This window comes from Aeromonas sp. 30P (genome assembly GCF_051919805.1).
GTDB lineage: Bacteria > Pseudomonadota > Gammaproteobacteria > Enterobacterales > Aeromonadaceae > Aeromonas > Aeromonas veronii.
The window spans coordinates 4,500,410-4,527,047 of sequence record NZ_JBQBEA010000001.1; the positions used below are offsets into that span (position 1 = coordinate 4,500,410).

A 26,638-nucleotide genomic window follows, 5' to 3' on the forward strand; every position below is an offset into this window, starting at 1 on the left:
GTCGGGGCGTTTTGTTATGCAGCAAGCGCGGTCTACTTGGTCGCGGGCACCTTGTCCCGGCGCGACTTCCACCACCACCTCAAGCGGATCTGGGAGATGAGCATCCCCGCCAGCATCAGGGCGCAACCGGCAATGGCGCGCTCATCCAGCGTCTCACCCAACAGCAACACGCCACCCACGGCGGCAAAGACGGTCTCCAGACTGAGGATGATGGCGGCATGGGCCGGATGGGCGCCCCGCTGCCCCACCACCTGCAGGGTATAACCCACCCCGACCGACACCAGCCCGGCGTAGAGCAGCGCCTGCCAACCGGCCACGGCGCCGCTAACAGTCGGGGTTTCGATGACAAAGGCGGTGGCGAGGCTGAGCAGGCCGCAGACCACGAACTGCACTCCAGCCAGCTTGATGGGGGCAACCCGGTTGGAGTAGTGATCCACCAGCAGCAGATGCACAGCCCAGAACAGGGCACCAACTACCTGCAACAGATCGCCAAAGCCGATGGTGAACTCGTCGGTGACGCTCAACACATAGAGACCGGCCAGCGCTATGATGGCGCCGATCCAGGTATTGAGCCCGCTCTTGTGGCGCAGCAGCAGCCCCAGTACCGGCACCAGAATGATGTAGAGCCCGGTGATGAAACCGGCCTTGGCGGCCGTGGTGTAGAGCAGCCCCACCTGCTGCAGGGAGGCGGCACAGAACAGCACCAGCCCGGCCAGCACACCACCGATCAGCAGTTGGCGATGGTCGCCCGCGACGGCAACAGGTTGTCGGGATTTGAGCCACCAGAGCAGCGGCAACAGGGAGAGGGCGCCGAGCAGAAAGCGCAGGCCATTGAAGGTATAGGGCCCCATGTGATCCATCCCGAGGCGCTGGGCGACAAAGCCCATACCCCAGATGGTGGCAGCCATCAGCAACATCAGATTGGAGCGCATGGCGATTCTTCCTTAAATCGGCGCGTGACGGGTTATCCGATCCAAGATACCCGCCTCCCTATCCTCTTGTCTCCACTCTTTGTCTTCGCTCTCGCTCTCAACGCGCTGCATCGCACTGCTTTTGAGCACAGCGAGTGTTACAGCAGCGAGGGCTTGGTGAACACGGCCAACAGGGCAATCAGTAGCAGATTGCCCCGCAGGATCCACACCACCCGGAAGTGCTGCTGGATGGAGATCATCGGCGCCTTGCCCAGACGCAGGGCGCGACGCCAGCGATAGAAGAGGCGGCTGGGATAAACGAGGGAGCCGACAATCAGCAGAAACAGCCCCATCTTGAGGCCGTGGGAAGGATGGGCAAAGATCTCTGCCACCGAGCTGGCATGCTCGAGGGCCAGCAGACACCCGGTCGCAAAGATGGAGAAGAGCGCCAGCGCCGCCACCCCATCTGCCAGCAGCAGGCGGCGCACTCGCAGCATGTTCAGGCCGCGCCGAAAGATCAGATACTCGACACAGAGGGCAAGGATCAGCACCGCTATGCTGCCATAATGAATCATTGAGAGCAGAGTGTGGTTCAGCATCGGAAACATCTCATTTTCTGCCTTTAGACGAGCCGCACAGCATCATATATGCTGGTGTCACCCGAGACGAAAAGGATCTGTTCATGTCCCCCGCCAAGCCCAAGAACACTTGGTCTTTGATCACCCGCATGCGGCTGGGCTTCCTCTTGCTCTTTATCCCTGTGTTGCTGCTCGGCAGCATCTACTACCTGCATATGGAGCGCACCCTGCGCCACGAGCAGCAACAATATCTGATTGCTCGCAACACCCAGTATTTCCATACCCTGATAGAACCCTATCTGGCGACCCTCAAACGCCAGTTTACGCTCATTTATCAGCAGGTAAATTATCGGGATTTCAGCGGTCCGGAGATCCGCAACGGCGAGCGCTACCTGCAACAGTGGCAGGCCTATCACAAGGTGATGGAGCTCGATTACGTCTACGTGGGCACCGAGCATCGCAAGATGCTGATCCACCCATCCTGGCAGGCCGACGAGAAGTTCGATCCCAGAACCCGCCCCTGGTATCTGCTGGCCGCCAGCCATCCCGGACAGATTGTCTGGACTGATCCTTATTACGACTACACCTTGGGCACTCTCACCATGGCGCTGGCTCGGGTAATTAAAGATCCTGACGGCAAGCGGGTTGGCGTACTCTCGCTGGATACCCAGCTCACCCCCCTCGCCAGCTGGCTAAACAGTCGGCATGCTCAGAGTCACCATCTGGGTAATGGCTATCAGCTCCTGCTCAACCATGACGGGCTGGTGCTGGCCCATCCAGATCGCGAACGGGTATTCAAACCCCTCGCCCACCCCGACTGGCTGGCCCGGATGCAACAGCCGCAGGGCTTTTTCCTCGATGATGCCAGCGGCCTGATGGTCTCCTACTACCGCATCCCCGAGCAGCGCTGGATCCTGCTCAGCGTCGAGCCGACTGCCAGCATGCAACAGGTGATCGACAGCGTCTCCATCAACGTGCAGCTGATGATTGCCGTCGCCTGCATTCTCTATCTGCTGCTGGCCCTGCTCTGGTCCCGTTACTTCCGCCGCATGCTGGGGGAGATCACCCTGCTGATCCGCGCCAGCCGCTCCGGCGGTATCGCCTACAACGGCCGCCGCATGCTGGAGCTGGCCAAGGTCTATGAAGAGATGGAGGCCGCCAGCCAGGACTTTGCCCAGATCCGGCTGCAAGCCAATCAGGACAAGCTCACCGGGCTCTACAATCGTCGCTTCTTCGACGAGTGCCTGCAGAAGCAGCTCAACAGTGGCGCTCCCTTCGGGGTGGTGATGTTCGATCTGGATGATTTCAAGCGAGTCAACGATACCCACGGCCATCAGGCGGGGGATGTGGTGCTCAAGCGGGTGAGCAAGCTGGGCATGAATCTGTTCCACGAGTGGGGCTGGTTCTGCCGCTATGGCGGCGAGGAGCTGGTGCTGATCTTCCGTTACGGCGAAGAGCAGCCGATGCTCCCCTCCCTGCTGGAAGCGTTCCGGCTCGGGGTGGAGCAGCTGGAGTGGCGCGAACCCGATCTCACTATCACTATCAGCGGCGGGGTGGCCTTCAGCCGCTCCGGGCTCTCGGCCAAAGAGCTGGTGGAGCTGGCCGACAAGGGGGTCTATCAGGCCAAGCGGGAGGGGAAAAACCGTATCTGCTTCCCGCTGCGCCACACCCCTCACCAGAGTGCCGAGGAGGACATTCCCGCCTTTGGCGAGCCCCGGCAACAAACCAACGAGGGGTAGCCACCACCGCCAACATCAACCACAACGCTGTCAGCAAAAACAAAGAGAGAGGCTCCTGCCTCTCTCTTTGTTTATCGTGCTCCTTGCCGCACGTTAAGCCTGTGTGGCGCACGACTCAGCGCTGCCACTCCCACACCGGCCAGCCCAGCTCCGAGGCGCACTGACGGAGCGCGGGGGCCGGATTGACCGCATGAGGATGGCTCACTGCCCGCAGCATGGGCAGATCGTTGTGGGAATCGCTGTAGCCAAAGCTCCCCTGCCAGAGATGGTCCCTGCCTGCAAAGAGCTGGTTGATGCGGGCCACCTTGCCTTCGCGAAAGCTGAGGGTGCCGCGGGTCTGGCCGGTCAGCATCCCCTCCTCCTCATCGAGCAGGATGGCGACGCAGTGATCCATCCCCAGCATCTTCGCCATGGGGGCCACCAGATGCTCGCCGGAGGCGGAGATCAGTACCAGCTCGTCACCACGCTGGCGGTGCCACTCGATGCGCGCCAACCCCTCCGGGTAGAGGCGCTCGCGCAGCACCTGCTCGGCGAAGTGGTGGCACTGCTGCTCCAGCCACTGGCGCGTCTTGCCCGCCAGCGGTTGCAGAGTGAAGGCCATGTACTGGTGCATATCCATCTTGCCCTGATGGTAGAGGGACATCATGGCCTGCTCCTCCGCGATCATGCTGGCCGGAGCCAGCTCCTCGGCCACCATGTACTCGAGCCAGAGGCTGGCGGAATCCCCCGCAATCAGGGTCTCGTCCAGATCAAACAGTGCCAGTGCCATGGGCGCTCCTCGCAGTGAAAATGGAAATGAAATGCGGCCTCATGCTACCTCACAGAGTTGATCCCGGGCCACCGCCAGGGTCACGGCACTGCCGATGGCCAGCAGATCGCCAGCCGAACGGTTGAGGCAATCCACTGTCAACAGCCCCGCCTCGCACTCCACCTGATAGCGGATCACGTTGCCGAGCAGCTGTTGCTGACGAACGATGCCGGGCAGGCTGGGTTCGCTGCTGGCCGCCCCGGCGGGCAGCAGGGTAATGGACTCCGGCCGCAGCGCCAGCTTGCCCTGAAAACGGGGGCCGAACAGCGACTTGCCCTGCTCGGCGCCAAGCAGGTTGTAGTTGCCGATAAAGCCCGCCACAAACTCGCTGGCGGGACGGGTATAGATCTGCTCCGGCGTGCCGCTCTGGACGATGGATCCCTTGTTCATCAGGAAGATCCGGTCCGACATGGTTAGCGCCTCCTCCTGATCGTGGGTCACGAAGAGGGTGGTGAGCTCAAGGCGCTGCTGGATCTCGCGGATCTGCTGGCGCAGGCTGCGGCGGATGCGGGCATCCAGCGCCGAGAGCGGCTCGTCCAGCAGCAGGATCCGCGGCTGCACCACCAGCGCCCGGGCCAGCGCTACCCGCTGACGCTGGCCACCGGAGAGCTCGGCCGGATAGCGGCGCTCGAAGCCGGTCAGCTCTACCAGCTCAAGCGCCTCCTGCACGCTGGCGGCGAGATCCCGCCCCGGCTGGGGTTTCATCTTGAGGCCGAAGGCAACGTTGTCCCACACCGTCATGTTGGGGAACAGCGCATAGCTCTGGAACACCATGCCGATGCCGCGCTTCTGGGGCTCCTGCCAGGTGATATCTTCACCGGCCACCCGCACCTGACCGCCATCCACCGGAGTGAGCCCGGCCAGCGCCCGTAGCAGGGTCGATTTGCCGCAGCCGGAGGGGCCGAGCAGGGTCACCAGCTCCCCCTTGCGGATACCGAATTCAATCCCCTCGAACACCTTGGTGTCGCCGTAGGATTTATGCAACTGATTGACTTCTAAATGAAACATCTTTGTTCACCGATGAAATCTGTTGGCCGCCCAGGTGAGCAGCAGGGTCAGCAGGAAGTAGCTCATCACCAGCGCACTGGTGAAGTGGCCCGAAGTGGCGCGCATGTTGTAGAGGTAAACCTGCAGGGTCTCGTAACGGGTGCCCACCAGCATGTTGGCAAACACGAACTCGCCGAGCAGGAAGGAGAGGGAGAGAAACAGCGCCGCCAGCAGCCCCTTGCGCAGGCAGGGGATCACCACCAACAGAAAGGCGCGCCGACTACTGGCCCCCAGCAGATGGGCGGCATCCATCAAATCCCTGAGCGGTACCCCTTGCAGGCTGTTGGCCAGCGCCCGATACATAAAAGGGAGCACCACGGTGAACCAGGTACCGATCAGGATCCACGGCGTGCCGATAATCGGCAGAACGCCGTCGGCGTAGATCTGCAGCAGCCCCACTGACGAGACCACCGGCGGCACCGCGAAGGGGAGCAGGATCAACAGGTTCATCCAGGGATCCAGCTTTGGGAAGTAGTAGGCCACCACCAGCACGGTGGGTACCAGCACCAAGGTCCCCAGCAGCAGGGTGGCGAAGCAGACCAGGAGGCTGCGGCCAAACGCCGCCAGAAAGCGCGGATCGCCCCACAACTTGAGATACCAGTCGAGGGTGAAGCCATCCGGCAGCAGGGTCGCCCCCCAGCGGGTGGAGATGGAGTAGAGAAAGGTAGCCAGCAGCGGCAGCAGCAGGGTGGCGACCAGCCCACCCAGCACCCACTTGGGCCAGCGCGGCGTCAAATCATGCATGGGATTGCCCCTTGTTCACATAGCTCTTTTTCAGCAGCCACTGGTTGGCGGCCGTCACTACCCCCAGCAGCACCATCAGGATCACTGCCAGCGCCGCCGCCATATTGGGCTCGAGGAAGATGTCGCCGGAGACCAGACTGGCCACCCGGATGGTCACCAGATTGAAGTTGCCGGTGGTGAGGGCATAGGCAGAGGCATAGGCCCCCACCGCGTTGGCAAACAGGATGATCAGGGTGCCGAGCAGCGCAGGCGTCAGCACCGGCAGTGCCACGTGCCACACATACTGCCCCTTGCTCGCCCCCAGCAGCGCCGCAGCCTGCGGCCACTCATCCTGCAGCGCATCAAACGCCGGGTAGAGCAGCAGCAGGGCGAGCGGGACCTGGAAGTAGGTGTAGATGAGGATAAGGCCGCTACCCGAGTAGAGGTTGAAGCCGTCGATCAATCCCCATGATTTCAGCAGCAGGGTCACCGCACCATTGATGCCGAGAATGATGATAAAGGCGAATGCCAGCGGCACCCCGCTGAAGTTGCCGGTCATGGTGACGAAGGCCAGCAGCAGCCGCTTGACTCGCTCGCCGCTGTGGCGCAGCGCCGCCGCCCCGAGAGTACCGATGGCAAGCCCCGCCAGACTGGCGATACCGGCAATGCGCAACGAGTTGCCGAACGATTGCAGGTAGAAGGGGGAGCTCAATATCTCCAGGTAGTAGTCGAGGCCCCAGCCATCCGGGGTCTGGAAACTGCCCACCAGCACCCACACCATGGGGGCGAGCTGGAACAGGATCATCAAGAGGATAAAGGGCAGCAATACCAGTGCAGGCAGCCAGTGGCGGCGCACCTTGTGCTTGGTGGCCACGGGTTGATCCGCGAGGATCTCGGTGGTGGCAGGCATCATCAGTGCACCTCGCGCATAAAGGCCGCCTTGAGCAGCGGTGGCGCCGCCGGCTTGTCGTGGGAAACCCCCAGCAGATCGGCCATCAGGGCGCAGAGCTGGGTCTGGGCGATCGCCACCCCATCCGGCCAGCGCTCGATAAAGGCATCGCCAAACAGCCAGAGTGGCACGGTGCGCTCTTCGGGCAGGGTGCCGCCGTGGCTCAGGTCATTGTTCATGCCGTGATCCGAGGTGATCACCACCTGATACCCCTCAGCCAGCCACTGGGGCAGCAGATCGGCCAGCAGGCTGTCCATGCGGCGCGCCTGATTGCGGTACTGGCGGGAATCGAGGCCAAACTTGTGGCCCACATCGTCCACCCCCATCGGGTGGATCAGCAGAAAATCGGGGTCATATTGGGTTCTGAGCCATTCCCCATCCATCAGCAGATGGCTGTCGGGATAGTTGTCATCCCAGTAGAAGCAACCGTGTTGGATCGGCAGCAGCTCGTCGTGAGTAAAGCGATCACGGGCAGCCAGCCAGGGGCTGCGGTTGTAGAGTTCGCTCACCCAATGATAAGCCGCCGCTGCGGTGCGTTTGCCCGCGGCGCGGGCCAGATGGAAGATGGAGTCATGCAGACTGAGGCGACTCACCCCGTTGTGGGTGATGCCGCTCACCACCGGCGGCACGCCGGTCAGGATGCACTCGTAGAGGGGTCGGGAGAGAGACGGCAGGGCAGCATTCAGGGTCGTATGCAGGCCCCGCCCCGCCTCCACCATGCCACCGAGGTAGCCCATGGTGTGGGCTACCTCGGCTGCCAGACCATCCACAAGTACCACTATCACCTTGTGTTGCACTGGATTCCCTTACTGCATGTTGATCATGACGGTTTCTTGCCACTGGCGCGGCAGGGCCTTGGAGCTCTGCTCCCAGGCGGCGTGATCCTGCACCGGCTTGGCATTGGCGTACTGCTCGGCCGGCAGCAGCTTGGCCTTCACGTCATCCGGCAGGGTCACGTTGCTGCGGATCGGGCGGGCGTAGCCGCGGGCCAGGTTGATTTGACCGGCATCGGAGAGGATGTATTCACGGGCCAGTTTGGCGGCGTTGGGGTTCTTGGCCCACTTGTTGATGATGGTGGTGTAACCGGCGATGACTGAACCGTCACTCGGGATCACCACATCAAACTTCTTGGGGTCGATCTGGTCGCGGTAGTTGAGGGCGTTGAAGTCCCACAGCACACCCACTTCCACCTCGCCCTTCTCGATGTTGGCGATGGTGGGATCGTTCAGGGAGAGACGACCCTGCTGGGCCAGCTTGCCGAACAACTCCAGGGCGGGCTTGAGATTCTTCTCGCTACCACCGGTGGCATAGGCTGCCGCCAGCACGCCGTTGTTGGCCTGAGAGGCAACGCCCACGTCACCCAGGGTCACCTTGTAGTCGCCACCCAGCAGGGATTGCCAGCTGGTGGGAGCGGCCTTGACCAGATCCTTGTTGATCAGGAAGGCGATGGTGCCGGTATAGGCCAGCATCCAGTGACCGTCCGCATCCTTGGCCCAGTTGGGAATATCAGCCCAGGTGGAGGGTTTGTAGGGCTGGGTGACCCCCTGCTTGACCGCAACCGGGCCGAAGGCACCACCCACATCGCCGATATCGGCGGTGGCATTGGCCTTCTCGGCGGCGAACTTGGCGATCTCCTGCGCCGAGCTCATGTCGGTATCCTGATGCTTGATGCCGTAGATGCTGCCCAGCTGCTGCCAGGTATCCTTCCAGTTGGCCCAGCTGTCAGGCATGCCGATGCTGTGGAGCTGGCCTTCGCCACGGGCGGCCTTTTCGAGATCCGCGATATTTTCAGCTGCATAGCTATTTGTGGCAAACAACGGTTGGCTGATGGCCACCATGGCCAGTGCACTTGCGATCACGCTTTTCATCATCCCATCCCTCTGGACTAGGTCAGTTAAGGTTCGAGAGGGATGCTAGAGGGGAATTGTGACGGTGGCGGGGCGCTTTAATGGCAGTTTGATGACAATCACCCTGTCATGGCGCTGTCATCCACAGCAGTTACAACTCTGAACCCGAGTGAGGCTGGACTATTCCAGTAAGGGATTGGCCAGCCACCCGCCTTCTGAATAAGCAACAGGGACAAGAGTGTGACCGAGCCGAGATTGAGCGAGCAGAGAGTGAACGAACAGAGCATTGCCGATGGCCGCTCCTCCTCCAAGTGCGAACAGATTTGCCAGACTCTGCGCCGCTATATCGGCAGCGGCCAGTTGGGGGCCGGGCAGCAGCTGCCCGCCGAACGGGCCCTGAGCGAGCGTTTCGCCACCACCCGCATCACCATCAAGGAGGCGCTCTCCAGCCTCGAGGCGGATGGCCTTATCTACCGGGCCGAGCGCCGTGGCTGGTTCGTGGCCCCGCCCCGCCTCACCTACGATCCCGCCATCCACACCCACTTTCACCAGTGGATCGGCGAACAGCAGCGCACCGCCGAAACCCGGGTGCTGGCCCACGGCAGCGAGCTGGCCAGCAGCGAACTGTGCCGCTGGATGGGATTGGAACCCTTCACGCCGCTCTACGAGATCCGCCGCCAACGGCTGATCGACGGTCGCCCGGTGCTCCACGTCAGCCACCACCTGCTGGCGAGCCGCTTTCCCGATATCGCCAGCGCGCCGCTGGCCAGCTCCCTCACCGAGCTCTATCAGCAGCGTTATGGCATAGGCCAGGGCGGGGCGAGTCTCGAGATCACCCCCTCGGCAGCGCGCGGCGCCATCGCCCGCGCCCTCAATCTGGCGGAGGGGAGCGCCGTGCTGCGGCTGGTGCGGGTCAACTATGACGAGCGAGGCGGTCTGGTGGATTGCGATATCGAACACTGGCGACCGGATGCCATCCGCATTTGTCTGGATACCCGAGCGCTGCAACCGATCGCAGGCAAGCTGCAACAAACCCGGGTCGCCGATTAGACTCCAGCCAACAGAGCGGATCCCGCAGGATCCGACGGGATCAGTTGTCGATATTGGGGATCATGTCGTCAAAGCTCTGATAGCCGCAGTCGGCCAGTTGCAGCGACATGGTGTAGGTCTTGGCGTGCTCCTGCTGGCCGATGGCGGGGCGGTTGAGCTTGATCTCCTGATGCCAGTACTCCTTCATCCGGTCGATCAGCGCCATCGCCTCTCCCTCGTTGAGGTGCAGCTGGCAGAGCGCCATATAGTTGTTCGACTTGTGCATGTTCTCCACCAGATACTCCCCCAGCACCGACATCGCCTGCCGTGCCTGCTGGCGGGCGAAGCGGCTGTGCTGCTCGAAGCTGATCCGCTCGCTGATCAGGAAGTGGTAACTGTTGTCGATACCGAGTTGCAAAATGCCGAGCTTCTCCAGCTTGCGCAGATAGAGGTAGCAGGAGGCATCGGTCAGGCCGTACTCCCGCTTGAGATCGATCAGCGTCTTGTCGCGCCAGAAGATATTGGCGAGAAAGGCGTAGAGCCCCGGCTCGTTGTGAAACGCCTCGTCCTGCTCCTGGGTAAAGACGGCGCGGCGGCTCTGAGCGTCCTGAGTGCGATCCAGCAGCTCCTCGAACGAGAGCCCCACCAGATGGCAGATCTCCAGCAGGGTATCGAACGGCAGGGAGGGCTTGTTCATCATCCTCTTCACGGTCGCGATGGAGACACCCATGGCTTCTGCCAGGGTCTGATAGCGGATCCCCTTGTCGGTCAGGGTCTTCTTCAGGGTGTCGAGAATATTGTTGGCCAGGGTCTGGCTGTAGGTCATGCCACTCTTCCTTGTTATCGCACTTTCATTGCATGGTTATGCCGAGTCAGCTTCTGACCTGTTTTTACCTTCAAGGCTCAGATATTGACACCGAAAAAACAGCCTAGAGAAAAAATCTCCTGTAAAGCCCATCAGGACAGACCAGTTGAACGATGAGGTCGCAAAATCTGACACCAGACAGTGCATATCTTTCAACCCGCAAACATTTTGCTAGTGCTGCATAGAACATCGCGCATAATCGAAACGTATCGAATTCAAGACCCTTCCTGGTTGAGAAATCGATTGTTTGCTTCCAAATTTTTATCTTTTAAACCGTAAGGTTTTTTCTCTTTCCTGGCATTGGGCGGCGCTGATAGCACCGCCCTTTTCTTTTCCCTGAATTCGCAGGTCAGGTCAAGGGCCCCGGCAAGGGGAAGTGTCACCGGCCACCCGCCGCCCACTGATGCGCCAGCCACCACGACCGTTCTGGCAAGGTATCCTAAACGATCATCAATACCGTGGTATTGCTATGCAATATATTTAAATGGCCTGCTTGGAAAGCTTCTCCAAATATAGAAACGAATATATTAAAGTTATTTAAAACTCCAAAAACCTATCTTTTAAATGGCTTGTATATATAAGACAACAAAATTAATCAACCAGTACTACCAATATTTACTTATCACTCCCCGCTCCCACCCCAACAACTGCTACCGGGTGAAGAGAAAAGCCACCCAAAGAGCCCATTCGCGTATCTGATGGGTAGCATCGCCTTCGCAAAACAGCCTCAAAAGACCACCAAAATCTGCAATGGGAACAATCCCAACCCTAGAAAAGAGCAAAAAACAGGCAAAAAGATAGGTTTTTTTCTCACGGTTTCACCTTGTGAGGCGTTCAAAAAATCATCGAAAAGAGCCTGACACCTGTGAGTGACATCTGAGATGCCAATTTTTAGACAACTCATCACGGCTACGCTCGAATGAAAATTTAATGCTGATACAAATCAATCACATAGAATCAAAATCGAACTCGCAGCCTGTCATTTGCCTCACCAGTTAATTATTTAAACCTCAATAAAGCTAAAACTCTAATAACACCATTTATTAAACAAAATGCCCCTGCTTGCAGCCAGTCATATTTAGAAGAATGGGAAAATCACTCTCTTGTTATTCAGAAATTCGCTGACTATACTGCGGCCCCTCTGTGAAAGCAGAGCAATGACGGAAATATAAAAAGCTTCATGGATTGAGCAATATAAATCACACGCAGTTCACGCAACACAAGGTTATTTATCCATGAACAAGTTTAATAAAATTGCCGCTTTCTCCCTGCTTGCTCTGGCCATGAATGGCGGCGCCCATGCCGAAGGCTGGTATGTAGGTCTGGATCTGACCACCTCCAAGATGGATCTCGATGGTGCTGCCAAAGACGCCTATGACGCCAAAGTGATCGACGACCAGCTCGACGGCGGCAGCCTGATCGTGGGTTACAGCTTCAAACCCTGGCTGGCGGTTGAAGGTGGCTTGCACGCCCAACAGATGGATCAGCTGACCTGGGTAACCTCCCCGATTGCAAGCGGCTTTGCCGACACCACCATCGAAACCCGCAGCATCAGCCTGGCCGCCAAGCTGAGCCAGCCGCTGGCCTGGGGCTTCAGCGCTTATGCCAAACCGGGTATCGCCTACACCCGCACCGAATTGGAAGTTGTCGGCAACGCCACCTTCCTCGGTTTCAGCGATCAGGTAAGCAAGAGCGCAACCAAGAGCAAGGTACACCCCAATCTGGAAGTAGGTCTGGACTACGCCTTCAACGACCACTTCTCTGCCGGTATCGGTTACGAGCGCCAGTTCGACGCCCTGAGCCTGGGTGACGAGCACTACTCTCTGGATACCTTCAAGCTGGGTCTGCGCTACCACTTCTAAGTCGCGCCGCGTTAGTAACAATACAAAAGGGCCGCAGGTTTCAAACCTGCGGCCCTTTCTACTGTTCTTCTTTCCGTAACCCGCGTTAGCAGATCTGGTCTTTACCCAGCTGCTTGGCCTGATAGAGCGCCCGATCGGCACGCACCATCAGGCTCTCCTTCTGCTCATCCTGCTGATACTCCGCCAACCCGAAGCTCATGGTAGCGGGCGCGTGGGGGCAGATGGGCTCGCTCGCCATCAATGCCTGAAACTTGCTCGCCACCACCAGCGCATCCTCGCGGCCGGTGTTGGGCAACAACACCATAAACTCGTCACCGCCCCAGCGGGCCAGCAGATCGATCTCGCGGATATGGCGGCGCACCAGCGCCACTATGTTGATCAGGGTCTGATCCCCGGCGTTGTGGCCATAGCTGTCGTTGATCTGCTTGAAGTTGTCCACATCCATGGCGATCACCGTAAACGGCTGATGGAAGCGGCGCGCCCGCTCGCACTCCAGCTGCAATGCCCGCTCCAGCCGATAGCGGCTGGCGGCGCCAGTCAGGGCATCGGTCTCTGCCAGCAGACGGTTCTCCTCGGCTTTCTGTTGCAGCGCCTCGTTGAGTCGCACCAGCTCGGCGGTACGCTCGGCAACCTGCTGCTCCAGCGACTGATTGCGCCGCTCCAGCTGCTCCAGCAACAGCTTGCTGGCGTGGATATCGCGATGGGCGCCGATCATCCGCGCCACAGAGCCATCGGGATTGCGCTCAATGATGCGGCCGCAATCCTCAATCCAGAGGTAACTGCCATCCCGGCAGCGGCAACGGTACTCGGCGCGATACTCGTGGGCGCTGCCGCTTAGACAGAGATCGAACTTCGCCATCACTGCCGCCAGATCGTCGGGGTGGATCACGTTCTCCCAGGTGAAGACGGTATTGCCGAGGGAGTGAGGCTCGTAACCCAGCATCCGGTACCAGCCGGGGTTGCGATAGACAAAACCGGTATTGGCATGCCAATCCCAGATGCCATCGCTGGTCACCTCCAGAATGCCATGCACCACGGCCTCGCTGACATCCGAGATCCTGATCGTGTCACTGTCCTGCACCATAGCAGTTATCCTTGTTCTTCCGCCCCGCGCCACCACGGGGAATCGCACTGTTGTCGTGAGGCGCTACCTTGGCATATTGCAACAGATCTGTCAGCCAGAACCCTACCGCACCACCGTTTCCCCGGTTATCGGCCACTCACGGCACAGGCTGAATCAGGGTGGTCATAAGTGTGGCTCAAGCGCACCCCATTTACCGGATTTAACTCACGATTCAGTCATTTGGGGGATGGAATAATCGGGCTGAGCAAGAGGGGTGACCAAGTGCAGCATATTGTGCCAACCCGCTCCCCTCACCCTGACCATCTCTCAAAGGGAGAGGGGATAAAGCAGCACCGGAAATATGATCGTCAGCCGTGTAGGTTCGATTAGCGAAGCGTAATCGGACAGCGGTAACGGAATTGTTCCCTTCTCCCATTTATTAAAAAGGAGGAGAGGGGTCGGGGATAAGGGGAAAGAAAAAGAGATTTCACGGTAAACGTTGGGCTTCGCTAGGCTCAGCCACAACCTACACAATCGGTAGATTGGTGCTGAGTCTGCGAAGCCCCGCATATGAGATACATCCAACCTACAAGATATAAAAATTACTTAGTTAACAAAATTGCGCCCATAAAAAGATGCTCATGCCCCTGAAGCACAAGATAGATTTTGTTCAAGTACTCTAACTTTGAATATTGATCTTTTGATGTTAAAGATTTCACGAAATCACGAACATCACTAAATCCACTGTTATGCCACTCATTCTGAGTCTTATGAGTAAGTCGATCGTCAAGATGATATTCATCGTCATCTTGATTATAGATAATAACTATAGGTTGATAATATTTCAATCCATCAATATTTGCCATGCCAGCTAATGTTATAAATTTTGCATTCCCAGTAATTCTATCCCTTGCTTTTTCATTCAAACCAGCCCGCATAATTATTTCATTTCTAGTTCTGTCAAATAACTGGGCGATTTGTATGTCACTAAACCCTAATTCATTAAACACAAAGTACATAAGCAACACTAACAGTTTATCCTTAATTTCAAGCTCTTTGGTTATCTCACCTTCCTCTACCGTCTTATATATCGTTCCATGAGCCACACTATTTCTTAGCTTTTTAATTATATTGAAGTCAACCTCACTAAAACCAATAACGTCTCTAATTTGTAGTGATGTTTGCCCCATTAAAAAGTCATACTTATTCTGTAGCGTTGCATGTGATGTATTTTTTAACTGCTTAATGGCACCCGCCAAATTATGAATGAGACTTATATCATCAACGGATAATTCTTCTGTCTTTTCAAAATTAGTTAGTACCTCAGTGAGCTGCTCCTTCAATGCTTTGAACTGCACAGTGTTTAACTTGTGCCCATGCCCTTTAGATGTCAACTCACAATACATCTCTAGTGTAACCACCACTGACAATATGTTGTGCTCCCAATATCCAATAAGTTTATCGGATAATGATGGCACTATACGACACCATATCTCTCTGAATGATTTTTTACTGAAATAGTTATTAAATATCGTATCCCATAGCTGCCACCTAAATATGTTGCTAAAGTCACATATAGCTTGACGAACACGACCCATTGGATTTGGCTCGTATGTTATACAAGGAAATATCAAAGAACTATAAAAAACCTTACTTAAAGATGACGAAAGATATACTGACCTGATTGACAGGGCGCCGCCGAAAATGAGAGAAAATAAATTTCTAATCTCTTGTGAAAGATCTTTTATTTCGTTAAATGAAAAGCTAGCATTTATTTTCTTGATAACGAATCCATCTTGTATTTTTATTACCTGTTCTGCGAGACTAATCTGCTCAGCTGAAACATTTCTGGTGTTATTTATACGATACCAATTCCCTTTAAAGGAAAATTCAATTGAAAACTTATCTACCCCCAACTCTCTTTTAAATTCATCTTGAGATAACTCATAGGTGCGCCAGCTTTCGCATTGTTCAGATATTCCAGTAAGAGATACTTCAATGATATCATAAAAATCATGATTTTCTGCGTCCATAATTATGGACTCAACGAACTCTGAGTATATGACACCTCTCCACAATGATGAATCATGAAGTCTATAAACCTGTCCTGTTCCAACCTCTTTACAAGTTATTGGTGAAGAAATTAACCTACGTTCATCAAACAGAATGGCAGGGTTATTTGTCTTTATTTGTAGCGTCGGGGCCTTTGATTTACCTATTACTAATGAACCAACATATTCATCACCATCCAATTCAAACTGAACTGTCATCAGATAGTCGTCAAAAAAGTTTAATTCTTTAATTTTCATCCAAAATAACCCCAGATAGTCTTAGTTCTTATGAGTGAAACGTAATCAAACACCGGTAAATCCCTTTACCGCCGCCATCAATCACTCCCCCAACCTCTGTGCCAATCCGGAATAACGCTCGGTCTTTTTCCGTACCGCTTGTGCCAGCAGAGCGCGATCGCCGTAGAGATCGAGCCGGGCCTTGGCGCGGGTGATGCCGGTATAGACCAGCTCGCGGGTCAGCAGCGGGCTGGGGCAGTCGGGCAGCACCAGCACGGTATGGGCAAACTCGGACCCCTGGGATTTGTGGATGGTCATGGCGTAGACAGTCTCGTGGGGCGGCAAGCGGCTTGGCAAAAGCGCCCGCAGGGTGCCGTCCGGCTGCTCAAACCATACCTTTAACCGGCCAGTTCCGTCGGGCAGGCAGAGCCCCATATCGCCGTTGTAGAGGCCGACCCCGTGGTCGTTGCGCACCACCATCACCGGGCGACCGGCATACCAGTCGCCATCGCGGGCGATAAGGCCGGCCCGTGACAGGGCCAGTTCGAGCCGCTCGTTAAGCCCCAGCACCCCGAACGGGCCGTCGCGCAGGGCGCAGAGGATCTGGAAGCTGTTGAATGCCTTGAATACGGCGGCGGGCGCTTCCCCCGCGCGGGCCGCCTTCAGATAGCTGCCGTAACCGGCTACCCCCTGGGCAATCAGGGCATCGTAGGCCTCCCCGGCCCAGGGGTGCAGGCTGATATCGGCGAATCCTGCGCCCCAGACTGATTCCACCGCAGTGGCATCGCCGCTGTTGCAGGCGCGCGCCAGCTGACCGATGCCGGAGTGCTGATCAAAGCGCCAGCTCTTGGCCAGCAAGCAGAGGCTGTCGCGCACCGGCGCCCCTGCGGGCGTGCCCTGCAGGCGGTAGCCGGTCTGGCGGGAGAGCCAGTCCGCCTGCGCCGGGCTGATGCCCTGTTCGATAAAGCTGCAGATATCGCCGAGCACGGCCCCCGCCTCCACCGAGGCGAGCTGATCCTTGTCACCGAGCAGGATCAGGCGGGCGTGGCTCGGCAACGCATCGAGCAGGCGCGCCATCATCGGCAAGTCGACCATGGAGGCCTCATCCACCACCAGCAAGTCGAGGTGCAGCGGGTTGCCCGCGTGGTGGCGGAACTGGCTGCGCCCCGGAATGACCCCGAGCAGCCGGTGCAAGGTGCCCGCTTCGGTGGGGATGGCCTCCACCCATTCTGGGGGCAGATCGAGGGCCTGCAGGGCAGAGCCGATACTCTCGGTGAGGCGCGCCGCCGCCTTGCCGGTGGGGGCCACCAGCCGGATCGCCGGGGCTTTGCCCGCTTGCAGGCCGGTCTCCACCAGAATGGCGAGCAGTTTGGCGACCGTAGTGGTCTTGCCGGTGCCGGGGCCGCCGGAGATGACCGCAAAGGGGCGCGCTGCCGCGGTGGCCGCCGCCAGCTTCTGGCCGTTGCAGCAGAGCGCCTCGGGCACCAGCTTATCCAGCTTGCTCAGGTCGCTCGCCGCCTGGGCACTGGCCAGCAGCCCTTCGATGGCGGGCCAATCCACCTCGCTCGGGAACACCAGATCGAGATACTTCAGGGTAAAGTGACGGGCCGAGAAGTCGGGGGCGAGGCGGGCCTTGAGCAGCGCCGCGAACACCAGTCCGTAGTCGCGGGCAAACAGCCGCGACAGGGCCGGAGCAATCTCCGGCCATTCGGCGCGCTCGCTCAAAGCGCGCAGATGGTGGGCCACCCCCAGTTCAAAATCGTGGTAGCGGGTGAGGTAGAGCCGCCCGTGCCACAGCCGCAGCGGCCAGCGCGGGGCGAGCCCCTCATCCTGCTCGGTACCCACCAGGGGGCTGGCCGCAAACAGGGTGGGCCAGCGGGCAGGATCCGCCAGATCAGCCAACAGATCCCGGCTCTGCTGGGGATCCAGCCCGAACGGCCGCAGGGATCCGGTAGCGAGCATCTCCAGCGGCAAACAGACATGGCCGCGCCCCAGTTCGAAGCAGGTGAGCGCCGCCCCCAGCACCAGCTCGGGGCTACCGCCAAGGTCGGCCACCAGCCGGGCAAATTGCAGATCCAGCTGGCGGATGCGGCCAGCCAGCGCCAGCGTTTTGAGCCGTTCAACCATCATTGCGCTGGTCGCGGTGCTGATCATGGTGCCGCTCATGCTTCTACCTCGTTTAATTCTGTTGATGAAACACCGCCAGAGCGATCACCATTTCTAAACAACTCATCCAGCCCCAGCACCAGTTCACGGCTCGGGCGGGTATGGAAAATGCCCCCTTGCGGCATGCCGCGCAGGAACAGATAGAAAACCCCGCCAAAATGCTGCTCGAAGTCGTAGCCCGGCAGGCGCAGGGTGAGCAGCCGGTGCAGCGCCAGCGAGTAGAGCTGGTATTGCAGGTCATAGCGGTGCTCGGCCATCGCCCGCTCCAGCGCCGGACGGCTGTAATCGGCGGGGCTCATGCCAAGGTGATTCGATTTATAGTCGAGCAGATACCAGCGCCCCTGCCACTCGAACACCAGATCGATAAAGCCCTTGAGCATCCCCTGCACGGTGGCAAAGCTGAGCGGCTTGTTGCCCCGCGACAGCGGGTCGTGCTGCTGGCAGAGGGCGGTCAGCGCCGGTGCCGTCACCCGCCCCATGGGCAGGAAGAACTCCAGCTCCACCTGCTTGCGCTCGGGCGCCAGATCCCGCAGCCGCACCGGCTCACCAAAGCCCGTTTCCAGCGGGGTATCCAGCACCGCCTCCACCTGCTGTTGCAGCACTTGGGCCCAGCTCTCGTCGAAACCATCCTGCGTCAACAAGCTGGCGATATGCTCGGCCAGCGGCTCGCCCGCGGCGCTCTGAAAGTCGATGGTCTCGAACAGGCTGTGCAGCAGGGTGCCGGGGCGCGCGCCTTTCGGGAAGGTGAAGATGGAGGGCTGGGGAGCCTCCTCCGGTTGCTCGGAAACCAGCGCGGCCGCCTCGGTCACCACCTCGTCATCGAAGCCGGGATTGGCAAGCACGCCCTTGCTGTGACCGTGGCCCTGCGCCGCCAGCCCGGAGTAGGAGCTGATCCACCAGTCCCGCTCAAGGGAACCGCTAAAATGGCGCACCTGCGGCTCGCCCAGCTGCTCCTCCTCTGGCGGCAGCGGGGCCGGACGGGTGAGCGAGGGCTCACCGACGGCCACCCCGGGCAGCGCCTGCGCCAGCTCGGTCAGCGCGGTCGCCAGCGTCTGCGCATCCCCCTCTTCACCCTTTTGCAACAGGTAGCCGATGGCGGTGTGGTGCAGGTCGGTCTTCTCCGACTTGCCCGCCCCCGCCCGCACCGGCGCCAGCCCCAGCCAGGTGGCGTAGACGCCCCGGGTCAGCGCCACATAGAGCAGCCGCAAATCTTCGGCAAGGCGCTCCCTGTCCGCTTCGGCGAGCGACGAGTCGGCGCCGGTCAGATCGAGAATGGTGCGATTTCCCGCCTCGTCCGCCTCGTGATAGAGCGGGGTCTCGGCGGTTCTGTGGCTGCAGAGAAAGGGCAGGAACACCAGCGGGTACTCCAGCCCCTTGGATTTGTGGATGGTGACGATCTGCACCAATTTCCGCTCGGACTCGAGGCGCAGTACCTGCTCCGCATCCTGCCCGTTGGGGCGACTCACCGCCTCCCCCAGCCAGCGCAGCAGGGCGTACTCCCCGTCCAGCTCGCTGCTCACCTGTTGCAGCAGCTCGCCAAGATGGAGGAAGTTGGTCAGCCGCCGCTCGCCATAGGGGCTCGCCAACAGCGAAGAGGCGAGATTGCGCCGGTGCAGCAGGGCCCGCAGCATGGCCAGCACGCCGCGGCGGTGCCAGACCTTGCGGTACTCCATAAACTCCTGCACCGCGCTCTCCCACGCCCGCTCGTCGCTGGCCAGCCCATCGAGCGCCTTGGCATCGAGATCAAACAACCCGGTGGCGAGCGCCGCCCGCAGGCTACGCTCTTCGCTCGGGTTCTGGCAGGCGTGCAAAATCAGCAAAATCTCCCGCGCCTCCACCTGCTCCAGCACGCTCTCGCGGTTCGACAGATAGACGGAGGCGATGGCGAGGCGCGCCAGCTCCTGCTGCACCAGCTTGCCCTCGGCGCCAGTGCGCACCAGCACGGCGATATCCCCGGCCTTTACCGCCTTGTCACCGATCAGCGCCTTACCCTCGCGGGCCAGGGTCAGCAGGCGGTGGATCTCGGCGGCGGTGGCGCGGGCCATCTTGCTCTGGTAATCCCCCCGATTGAAGGTGGGCTGGCCGGTCAGCTGCCAGCAATGGAGCACTGGGGCGGTAACGCCATCGAGCTGCAGCGCCTTGCTTTTGCCCTGCGCCTCCACCGGCAGGAAGGGGATATCCGCCTCGTAGATAAAGGGATCCTTGGCCCGTTCGAACAAGCCGTTGACCGCCCCCACCAGCGCACTGCTGGAGCGCCAGTTGCGCCCGAGGGTGTAGTGGGCGCTCACATTTCGCCGCGCCTGAATGTAGGTAAAGATATCGGCGCCGCGAAAGCCGTAGATGGCCTGCTTGGGGTCACCGATCATCAACAGCGCCGTGTCTGTGTGGCCGCCGTAAAGCCGATGGAAGATGCGGTACTGCTGGGGGTCGGTATCCTGAAATTCATCGATCATCACCACCCGATAGGTGGCGCGAATGCGCTCGCAGAGCCGCTCGCCAAGGCTGGAGCCGAGCGCCCCGTCGAGATCTTTGAGCAGGTCATCGAACGAGAGCTGATGAGCCTGCCGCTTGCTGGCCTGCATCCGGCTGCGCACCACCTTGGCGGCCCGTTGCAGGATCAGATCCCGAATACCGGGGCGGCTGGCCAGCAGCTCGTCTATCTGACTGAACAGCGGCAGGGTCGGCACTGCGCCCCCCTTCTTGAGGTTCTCCTCCAGCACCGTCTGGCCGAAGCGCTCCAGCTCCTTGGGAATGGCGTAACCACTGGCCTCGTCCTGTGCCCAGTCGGCTATCTTGGCAAGCCACCCTTCGTAGTTCTTGCCGGTGTAGCGGCTGATCTGGCCGTCGGTCTGGCGGCGGATCTCGTCCGTCTGCGCCAGCCATTCGCTCTTCACCGCCGCGATGCGGCTCATGGCCGCCTGATGGCGGGCAGCAAGGGTCTCATCCCCCAGCGCGGGGTGGATCTCCAGCTCGCTGTTGTCGAGCCAGCTACCCATCTCCCGCAGCAGGGCGGCGGGGCTCGGCCAGAGCGCGCGCACCGCGCTGGCGAGGGCTTTATCCACCGGATAGAACTCGGCGCGCCAGTAGTCGCTCACCGCCTGCAGCCTGAGCTGGCTGTCGTCGGTAAGAAATTCGGTTTCAAAGAGAGCACCCGATTCGAAGGCGTTCTGTTTCAGCATCCGCTGGCAGAAGCCGTGGATGGTAAAGACCGCCGCCTCGTCCATCTGCCGCTCGGCGGCCAGCAGGCGGCGGGCAGCCAGCTCGTGATCCGCCACCTCTGCCAGCAATTGGGCCAGCAGGGCATCATTGCTATGGCCGCGCATAAAGGCGAGCCGCGCCTCGTGGATGCGACCGCGGATCCGCCCGCGCAGCTCGGCGGTGGCCGCTTCGGTAAAGGTCACCACCAGAATTTCGGTCACCGAGAGCGGCCGTTCATGGGCGCTCGGCTGACCCACATCGGCGCCCTCTTCGATGAGCGGGCCGTGGCCCAGCAGCAGGCGCAGGTAGAGACCGGCGATGGTGTAGGTCTTGCCGGTACCGGCGGAGGCTTCGATCAGTCGTTCACCATGGAGGGGAAAACGCAGGGTATTGAGCGGGTTAGCCATTATTTCAGCTCCTCCAGGGTCTTGAGCAGCGGGGTCAGGTGTTCGCGGGCCAGCGCCTGCAACTGACCAAGCACCTCATCATCGAGTTCGGGGAAGCAGCGGGCGACGTAAGGATCTTGCCCCTCCCCGTTGATCATCCAGCCGCCGTTGAAACGGGTGAGGGCCGCCTTGTCGGCCGCCTCCGGCTTGTCGGGATCCTTCTCGATCGCCTTGAGCCAATCCCATGCGGTGTTGGGGAAGAACGGCAGCGGCCGCTTCATCCCCTGCGCCCAGCACGCCACCAGCGCCGCCAGCTTGGGGCGCGCCTCGTCGGCAGCAAGAGCAGGCAGTCGCAGACTCTGTTTGGCATCGAACAACAGGGTGTCGCCGGGGGTGCCACTCAATGAGAGGCAGAGGTGCTGGATCCAGCCCAGCAGCAGATCCTTGCCGTTGAAGCTGCCGGGTTTGACCACCAGCAAGCGCCCCTTCTGAGTGTCGATCCACCCTTGCAGCTGGCCCTGAGTGAGGGCGATATCGATCTCCACCGCCTGTTTTTCTGACTCATTGGCCGCAACCCATGGCCGCAGCCGATCCGCCAGCTTGCCCATCTCGGCATCCAGATCGTCCAGCAGCAGGCTGCCGAACCACCCTTGCGGCAGCAGGCCGGTGAGCTGCAACCGCTCGCGACGCTCGGTACTTTCACCTTCCGCCAGATGGGCATCGAGCAGCAGATCTTTCAGCTGATAATGTTGCAGGCCATCCAGCTCGAACGGCTCGCTGTCCTCGATGTTGGCTTCGTTCAACTCAAACCACACTTTGAGACGGCGGTTGAGGAAATATTTGGTGGGCTGGCGATAGAAGCGCAGCAGCTCCGCCAGCTCCAGCCCCTGCTCCTTGCCCCATTCGGGAGGTAAAGGCAGCTCGCCGCTCTGGAAGTTGGCCGCGCCACGCACCGGATTGAGGGCGGGCAACCAGTCGGCGGCATAGGTAAAGAGGCGCGAACCCGCCTCCGGATAGAAGTAGTTGCGGCTGTAGGGGGTGAGCGGATGCGCCACCATCAGGTGGTTGAGCAGCCGCTTGCCGGAGGTTTCGTCATCGAGATCCTCATCCCCCGCCAGCACAAAGCCCTGCCGCACATAGTCGATCAGCTCCGCCAGCAGCACCGAGGGCACCTTGTCGCTGTTGTCCTGGGCGCTGAAACCCTGATAGCTGATATAGAGTCCCTGCTGGGCGCTGAGCAGCGCCTCGAGGAAGAGGTAACGGTCGTCATCGCGTCGGGAGCGATCCCCCCGCCGCGACGCCACCGCCATCAAGTCGAACCCCATGGGGGCCAGGGTGCGCGGGTAGACGCCGTCGTTCATGCCGAGCAGGCAGACCTGCTTGAAGGGGATGGAGCGCATCGGCATCAGGGTACAGAAGTTGACCTGACCGGCGAGGAAGCGCTGACTGGAGCGGGACTCCCCCAGCACGCTGCCGAGGTAATCCTGCAGCAGATCGGCGGTGATGGGCTGCTCGAAGCGGGCCTCGCCAAGCTGGGTCTGCCACTCGGCCAGCTGACTGCGAATGAGCTGAAGCTGACGCTCTTCATCCTCGTCGGCCAGATAGAAGCGCTCCAGCAGCGCCAGCAGGCAGGCGTTCCACTCGACCAGCGGCTGCGCCTGTTGCAGGCGGGGCAAAAATTCGGCCAACGAATCGACGAACCAGGCGAGCTTGCCGAGTGCCAGCCCCTGCTGACCCTCGATATCGGCGTAGGGCAGAATGCCCGCCACCGGCTCGCCATCCCCCATGGCGAAGCCGAGCAGCATGCGGCGCAGGCCGAACAGCCAGCTGTTGCCGGACATGGGCGGCAGATCGAAGCGGACTGGGTAACCGTCATCCAGCCCCCAGCGGATGCCGGTCTCCTGCACCCAGACCCGCAGCTGGTTGAATTCGTCGTCATCCAGCTCGAAGCGGCGCAGCACGGCGGGCACCTCGAGAATGGCGAGCAGCTCCCCTGCCCCGAAGCGGGCGTTGGGCAGTCTGAGCAGGGCGAGGAAGCTTTGCAGCAGCGGACTCTCCTGACTCGCCGCCCGATCCGAGACCGCAAACGGGATCTGACCCCGCGCGCCAAACACCGCCTGAATGTAGGGGCCGTAGCTGTTCACATCCGGCATCATCACCACCACATCTTTCGGGGTGAGGGTGGGATCCTGTTCGAACAGCGCCAGCAGCCGGTCGTGCAGCACTTCAAGTTCCCGCATCGGGCCGTGGCAGGCGTGGATCTGCAAGGATCCATCCGCCGGATCGATCGGGCTCTTGTGATGGCTGCTGTCGAGATCGAACTGACCGGCGCCTCGCTCGGCCAGCTCCAGCACATCCTTCTGGATGGCGCGCAGCAGGCTGACATTGCCCTTGCCATCCACCTCGTCGATATCGACGAATGCCTCGATTTGCGGCACCTCCAGCTCCATCAGCTGATGCAGGTAGTCGCGCCCCAGCTTGCCCATGGAGGCGAGCAGCGGGTTGGCGGGGCCTTGCAATGTCTCGATGTCGGTACCGGGTTTGAGCTTGTTCTCCAGCCGCGCCAACGTCTTGCGATCCAGCAGATCCCCCCAGTAGTAGCGACAGGGGTTGGTGACGAACAGGTGTACCTCCACCTCAGGCCGGCTGCCGAGGGCCCGCAGCGCCTCCACATAGCGCGGCGGCAGCGCCGAGATGCCGAACACAAAGACCCGCTGCGGCAGCTTGCCCGGCAGATCGGCGGTGCGTGCCAGCTCGTGGATAAACTCCTCGTAGAGGTTGGCGCGGTGGTAACCGCTCGGAGAGAGCGCCAACGTGCGGGCCACCAGCTCACGCCACAGCTCCGGCTGCCAATCCTGACCGCTCACCCCGGCCAGCTCCTGACTCAATCCTTCCCCCTCTTCCCAACGGGCGATCCAGTCCGGCCGGTAGACCAGATACTGGTCAAAGAGATCCGCTACCTTCTGGCAGAGCTGCCACAGCCGCACCTGCTCGGGATCCTGGGCGGGATCCTCCTCATCTCCACCGCCCAGATAGGCGGCGAGCGGGGCAAAGGCGGGCCGCTCCAGCAAGGCAGGCAGAATGGTCATCAGCTGCCAGCTCATGGATCCCTTGTTGTAGGGGCTCTGGCGCGGCACATCCGCCAGCACCCGGGTGAACATCTCCCAGATAAAGCTGGCGGGCAGCGGAAAGTCGATATTGGCAGCGATGCCGAAGGCTTTGGCCAGCTCCAGCTTGAGCCACTGGGCCATGCCCGGACTCTGCACCAGGATCTGCTCCCGATCGAAGGGGTGAGAGAGAGGGGCCTGCCGGATGCGGCTCACCAGCAGCTCTTTGAGCAGATCCAGCTGATTGGAGTGGTAGAGGGTAAACATGAGCAATTCCCGCCTGTGGATGAGAGGGGGCGAGGGAAAAGGCGAGCCATTTCCGTCACTTCACAAGAGTGAGAATTGTCGGGGATCGAGGGGGAAGATGCAAAAGGCTCTTGTGGCCAGCAGGCGGGCAAACCGCTGAACCATGAGGGGGGCCGCAGATTTGTGCAGCTGCCTCACAGCCTCGGAAAACGCAGACAGAAAAAAGCCGGTGCAGTTGCACCGGCCAAAAGGCATTGGAAAACTTGACTCTTCAGGGCATTACCAGTTTTTGCCGAGACGGGCATCCACACTGAAAGCCCCTGCTCCGGCCGCCGCCAGCGCCAGGAAACCACCGGCCACTGAGACGTTCTTCATAAACATCAGCATCTGCATCTGTTCGGCAGGCTGATAGTGGAAAATAAAGGCAGCCATCAGGGTGAAACCGGCCAGCAGCACGGAGAGGCTGCGGGTAAAGAGACCGAGCACGACGGCAAGGCCACCACCCAGCTCAAGCAGGATTACCAGCGGCAACATAAAACCCGGTACGCCCATCGCTTCCATATAGCCCTGAGTACCGGCATAGCCGCCGATCTTGCTCCAGCCCGCCATTACGAACATCAGCGCCAGCAGTACACGACCCGCCAGCAGCGCTACATCTTTCATCTTGTCCATTTCATATTCCTCGTTTGTGTCACATCACCGCTGACTGCTTCAGGGTAGGTCAAATAACAGAGCTTGGCTGGCACTGGTCGCAACCAGCTCCCACCGGTATTCATCACGACTGAGTACCCCGTCGCCGGGTCGGGCAGCCAGACCGTTGGCGGTCAACTCCCCTGAAATCATCTGCAGGTAACCGTGTCGGCCAGCCAGTGCCCATTCGAGCGTCTCGCCCGGGGCCAGTTCCAGCCGCCATACGCGGGCCTGTTGGCGGATCCGCAGCGATCCCGCCTCGCCATCCGGTGACGCCACCAGCGTCATGCCCGGTCTGGACTCGATCTTCTTCTGCTGATACCCGGGTGGCGTGCCGAACTCGTTCGGCTCGATCCAGATCTGCAACAGGGAGAGAGGATCCGTCTGCGAGGGGTTGTACTCGCTGTGGCGGATCCCGCTGCCTGCACTCATCAGCTGGAAATCCCCTGCCGGGATCTGCTCGGCATGGCCGAGGCTGTCCTTGTGCTCTATGGTGCCTTGCAGCACGCAGGTGAGGATCTCCATATTGGCGTGAGGGTGGGTGGCGAATCCGCCACCCGGCGCAACCAAATCCTGATTGATCACCCGCAGTACCGAGTGCCCCATCCACTCCGGGTCATAGTAGTGACCGAAGGAGAAACTGTGGCGTGCGTCCAGCCAGCCAAAGTTGGCCTTGCCCCGCGCTTCTGCGGCTCTCAATTGCATCATGGTCTGCTCCTCACCTACCGGGACGGTTGATTAACGCTGTTTGCCGCTACCGATACCGAACGGAATACGGTATTCGCTGCTCTGGTCAGCCAGGCTGACGGTCAGGTTGCCCTGGGTACGGCTCGGGATCCGCACCTGCTGGGTGCCTGTCAGATTGGCGTGGACTGATGCCAGCAGATCGCCAGACTCGTCACGCACTTCCAGCATCGGATTGGCTTTGCCATCCATTGCGGCAGTGGCGTTCCAGTTCACAAACAGCACGCCGGGCATGGCATTGAAGTCAGCCGGTACGGAAGCTTGGGCGAAACCAGTGGTCATCAGGCCTGCAACGGCCAGCATCTTGATTACGTTTTTCATGTTCATTCACTCTCTTATTTTATATGTCATTGCCAAGGCCTTTTCGGCCAGAATCAATGCATCCATGCAAG

Annotated in this window: 20 protein-coding genes; 3 read left to right on the forward strand and 17 right to left on the reverse strand. The window is 59.9% G+C overall.

The features are described 5' to 3' along the window. Window positions 1-32 precede the first annotated feature (32 nt). Together ACTG2B_RS21430 and ACTG2B_RS21435 are read right to left on the reverse strand one after the other, a co-directional pair. Entirely contained in the window at window positions 33-932 is a 900-nt protein-coding gene (locus ACTG2B_RS21430; protein ID WP_005336466.1) for a DMT family transporter, read from the reverse strand. Window positions 933-1,069: 137 nt separating this feature from the next. Further along, on the reverse strand, window positions 1,070-1,510 hold the full coding sequence (locus ACTG2B_RS21435) for a DUF2214 family protein (protein WP_118854472.1): 441 nt from the start codon (window positions 1,508-1,510) through the stop codon (window positions 1,070-1,072). A gap of 83 nt (window positions 1,511-1,593) precedes the next feature. Here ACTG2B_RS21435 and ACTG2B_RS21440 point away from each other — a divergent pair, with 83 nt between their 5' ends. Further along, window positions 1,594-3,228, forward strand: a complete 1,635-nt coding sequence (locus ACTG2B_RS21440; RefSeq protein WP_439996819.1) for a sensor domain-containing diguanylate cyclase — start codon at window positions 1,594-1,596, stop codon at window positions 3,226-3,228. A gap of 115 nt (window positions 3,229-3,343) precedes the next feature. Here the strand turns inward: ACTG2B_RS21440 and ACTG2B_RS21445 are convergent, their stop codons facing one another. From ACTG2B_RS21445 to ACTG2B_RS21470, 6 genes are read right to left on the reverse strand one after another with little or no spacing between them, the layout of a single operon-like run. After that, complete coding sequence (locus ACTG2B_RS21445) at window positions 3,344-3,997, reverse strand: HAD family hydrolase (protein ID WP_439996820.1); 654 nt, start codon at window positions 3,995-3,997, stop codon at window positions 3,344-3,346. 39 nt (window positions 3,998-4,036) lie between these two features. Further along, entirely contained in the window at window positions 4,037-5,044 is a 1,008-nt protein-coding gene (locus ACTG2B_RS21450) for an ABC transporter ATP-binding protein (RefSeq protein ID WP_439996821.1), read from the reverse strand. A 6-nt stretch (window positions 5,045-5,050) separates the two neighbouring features. After that, window positions 5,051-5,827, reverse strand: coding sequence for an ABC transporter permease (locus ACTG2B_RS21455; RefSeq protein ID WP_005355251.1), 777 nt, complete (start codon window positions 5,825-5,827; stop codon window positions 5,051-5,053). Further along, the gene (locus ACTG2B_RS21460) at window positions 5,820-6,719 is read right to left on the reverse strand and encodes an ABC transporter permease (RefSeq protein ID WP_439996822.1); all 900 of its coding nucleotides are present in this window, start codon (window positions 6,717-6,719) and stop codon (window positions 5,820-5,822) included. Before ACTG2B_RS21460 ends, ACTG2B_RS21455 begins: the two co-directional genes overlap by 8 nt. After that, window positions 6,719-7,552 carry an alkaline phosphatase family protein gene (locus ACTG2B_RS21465; RefSeq protein ID WP_439996823.1) on the reverse strand — a complete coding sequence of 278 codons (834 nt, stop codon included), beginning with the start codon at window positions 7,550-7,552 and terminating at the stop codon, window positions 6,719-6,721. The genes ACTG2B_RS21460 and ACTG2B_RS21465 overlap by 1 nt, the downstream gene beginning before the upstream one ends. Window positions 7,553-7,561: 9 nt before the next feature. Next, window positions 7,562-8,623 carry an ABC transporter substrate-binding protein gene (locus tag ACTG2B_RS21470; RefSeq protein ID WP_110303940.1) on the reverse strand — a complete coding sequence of 354 codons (1,062 nt, stop codon included), beginning with the start codon at window positions 8,621-8,623 and terminating at the stop codon, window positions 7,562-7,564. A gap of 219 nt (window positions 8,624-8,842) precedes the next feature. Between ACTG2B_RS21470 and ACTG2B_RS21475 the strand changes: the two genes are divergently transcribed. Further along, the gene (locus ACTG2B_RS21475) at window positions 8,843-9,652 is read left to right on the forward strand and encodes a UTRA domain-containing protein (protein ID WP_439996824.1); all 810 of its coding nucleotides are present in this window, start codon (window positions 8,843-8,845) and stop codon (window positions 9,650-9,652) included. Window positions 9,653-9,692: 40 nt separating this feature from the next. Here the strand turns inward: ACTG2B_RS21475 and ACTG2B_RS21480 are convergent, their stop codons facing one another. Further along, on the reverse strand, window positions 9,693-10,457 hold the full coding sequence (locus ACTG2B_RS21480; RefSeq protein WP_005336490.1) for a helix-turn-helix domain-containing protein: 765 nt from the start codon (window positions 10,455-10,457) through the stop codon (window positions 9,693-9,695). 1,274 nt (window positions 10,458-11,731) lie between these two features. Here ACTG2B_RS21480 and ACTG2B_RS21485 point away from each other — a divergent pair. After that, window positions 11,732-12,358 carry a porin family protein gene (locus ACTG2B_RS21485; RefSeq protein WP_439996825.1) on the forward strand — a complete coding sequence of 209 codons (627 nt, stop codon included), beginning with the start codon at window positions 11,732-11,734 and terminating at the stop codon, window positions 12,356-12,358. 85 nt (window positions 12,359-12,443) lie between these two features. Here the strand turns inward: ACTG2B_RS21485 and ACTG2B_RS21490 are convergent, their stop codons facing one another. The 8 genes from ACTG2B_RS21490 to ACTG2B_RS21525 form a co-directional block, all read right to left on the reverse strand. Then, window positions 12,444-13,442 carry a sensor domain-containing diguanylate cyclase gene (locus ACTG2B_RS21490; protein WP_058057085.1) on the reverse strand — a complete coding sequence of 333 codons (999 nt, stop codon included), beginning with the start codon at window positions 13,440-13,442 and terminating at the stop codon, window positions 12,444-12,446. A 581-nt stretch (window positions 13,443-14,023) separates the two neighbouring features. Further along, window positions 14,024-15,730 carry a hypothetical protein gene (locus tag ACTG2B_RS21495; protein ID WP_416015161.1) on the reverse strand — a complete coding sequence of 569 codons (1,707 nt, stop codon included), beginning with the start codon at window positions 15,728-15,730 and terminating at the stop codon, window positions 14,024-14,026. 81 nt (window positions 15,731-15,811) lie between these two features. Further along, window positions 15,812-17,875 (reverse strand): exodeoxyribonuclease V subunit alpha, encoded by a 2,064-nt coding sequence (recD, locus tag ACTG2B_RS21500; protein ID WP_439996826.1) that lies wholly within the window; start codon window positions 17,873-17,875, stop codon window positions 15,812-15,814. After that, entirely contained in the window at window positions 17,872-21,480 is a 3,609-nt protein-coding gene (gene recB / locus ACTG2B_RS21505) for an exodeoxyribonuclease V subunit beta (RefSeq protein ID WP_439996827.1), read from the reverse strand. Before recB ends, recD begins: the two co-directional genes overlap by 4 nt. Continuing rightward, complete coding sequence (gene recC / locus ACTG2B_RS21510) at window positions 21,480-24,833, reverse strand: exodeoxyribonuclease V subunit gamma (RefSeq protein ID WP_439996828.1); 3,354 nt, start codon at window positions 24,831-24,833, stop codon at window positions 21,480-21,482. The genes recB and recC overlap by 1 nt, the downstream gene beginning before the upstream one ends. A 258-nt stretch (window positions 24,834-25,091) precedes the next feature. Then, complete coding sequence (locus ACTG2B_RS21515) at window positions 25,092-25,484, reverse strand: DoxX family protein (protein WP_005336513.1); 393 nt, start codon at window positions 25,482-25,484, stop codon at window positions 25,092-25,094. Between the two features lie 39 nt (window positions 25,485-25,523). Further along, complete coding sequence (locus ACTG2B_RS21520; RefSeq protein ID WP_005336514.1) at window positions 25,524-26,210, reverse strand: pirin family protein; 687 nt, start codon at window positions 26,208-26,210, stop codon at window positions 25,524-25,526. 30 nt (window positions 26,211-26,240) lie between these two features. Continuing rightward, window positions 26,241-26,573, reverse strand: a complete 333-nt coding sequence (locus tag ACTG2B_RS21525) for a hypothetical protein (protein ID WP_013723379.1) — start codon at window positions 26,571-26,573, stop codon at window positions 26,241-26,243. Window positions 26,574-26,638 lie beyond the last annotated feature (65 nt).

What these genes read in the sequence shown, in the direction of transcription:
- ACTG2B_RS21430 (WP_005336466.1), bottom strand. Translation starts at nt 932, where the DNA reads ATGCGCTCCAATCTGATGTTGCTGATGGCTGCCACCATCTGGGGTATG.
- ACTG2B_RS21435 (WP_118854472.1), bottom strand. Translation starts at nt 1,510, where the DNA reads ATGCTGAACCACACTCTGCTCTCAATGATTCATTATGGCAGCATAGCG.
- ACTG2B_RS21440 (WP_439996819.1), top strand. Translation starts at nt 1,594, where the DNA reads ATGTCCCCCGCCAAGCCCAAGAACACTTGGTCTTTGATCACCCGCATG.
- ACTG2B_RS21445 (WP_439996820.1), bottom strand. Translation starts at nt 3,997, where the DNA reads ATGGCACTGGCACTGTTTGATCTGGACGAGACCCTGATTGCGGGGGAT.
- ACTG2B_RS21450 (WP_439996821.1), bottom strand. Translation starts at nt 5,044, where the DNA reads ATGTTTCATTTAGAAGTCAATCAGTTGCATAAATCCTACGGCGACACC.
- ACTG2B_RS21455 (WP_005355251.1), bottom strand. Translation starts at nt 5,827, where the DNA reads ATGCATGATTTGACGCCGCGCTGGCCCAAGTGGGTGCTGGGTGGGCTG.
- ACTG2B_RS21460 (WP_439996822.1), bottom strand. Translation starts at nt 6,719, where the DNA reads ATGATGCCTGCCACCACCGAGATCCTCGCGGATCAACCCGTGGCCACC.
- ACTG2B_RS21470 (WP_110303940.1), bottom strand. Translation starts at nt 8,623, where the DNA reads ATGAAAAGCGTGATCGCAAGTGCACTGGCCATGGTGGCCATCAGCCAA.
- ACTG2B_RS21480 (WP_005336490.1), bottom strand. Translation starts at nt 10,457, where the DNA reads ATGACCTACAGCCAGACCCTGGCCAACAATATTCTCGACACCCTGAAG.
- ACTG2B_RS21485 (WP_439996825.1), top strand. Translation starts at nt 11,732, where the DNA reads ATGAACAAGTTTAATAAAATTGCCGCTTTCTCCCTGCTTGCTCTGGCC.
- ACTG2B_RS21490 (WP_058057085.1), bottom strand. Translation starts at nt 13,442, where the DNA reads ATGGTGCAGGACAGTGACACGATCAGGATCTCGGATGTCAGCGAGGCC.
- ACTG2B_RS21495 (WP_416015161.1), bottom strand. Translation starts at nt 15,730, where the DNA reads ATGAAAATTAAAGAATTAAACTTTTTTGACGACTATCTGATGACAGTT.
- recD (WP_439996826.1), bottom strand. Translation starts at nt 17,875, where the DNA reads ATGAGCGGCACCATGATCAGCACCGCGACCAGCGCAATGATGGTTGAA.
- recB (WP_439996827.1), bottom strand. Translation starts at nt 21,480, where the DNA reads ATGGCTAACCCGCTCAATACCCTGCGTTTTCCCCTCCATGGTGAACGA.
- recC (WP_439996828.1), bottom strand. Translation starts at nt 24,833, where the DNA reads ATGTTTACCCTCTACCACTCCAATCAGCTGGATCTGCTCAAAGAGCTG.
- ACTG2B_RS21515 (WP_005336513.1), bottom strand. Translation starts at nt 25,484, where the DNA reads ATGGACAAGATGAAAGATGTAGCGCTGCTGGCGGGTCGTGTACTGCTG.
- ACTG2B_RS21520 (WP_005336514.1), bottom strand. Translation starts at nt 26,210, where the DNA reads ATGATGCAATTGAGAGCCGCAGAAGCGCGGGGCAAGGCCAACTTTGGC.
- ACTG2B_RS21525 (WP_013723379.1), bottom strand. Translation starts at nt 26,573, where the DNA reads ATGAACATGAAAAACGTAATCAAGATGCTGGCCGTTGCAGGCCTGATG.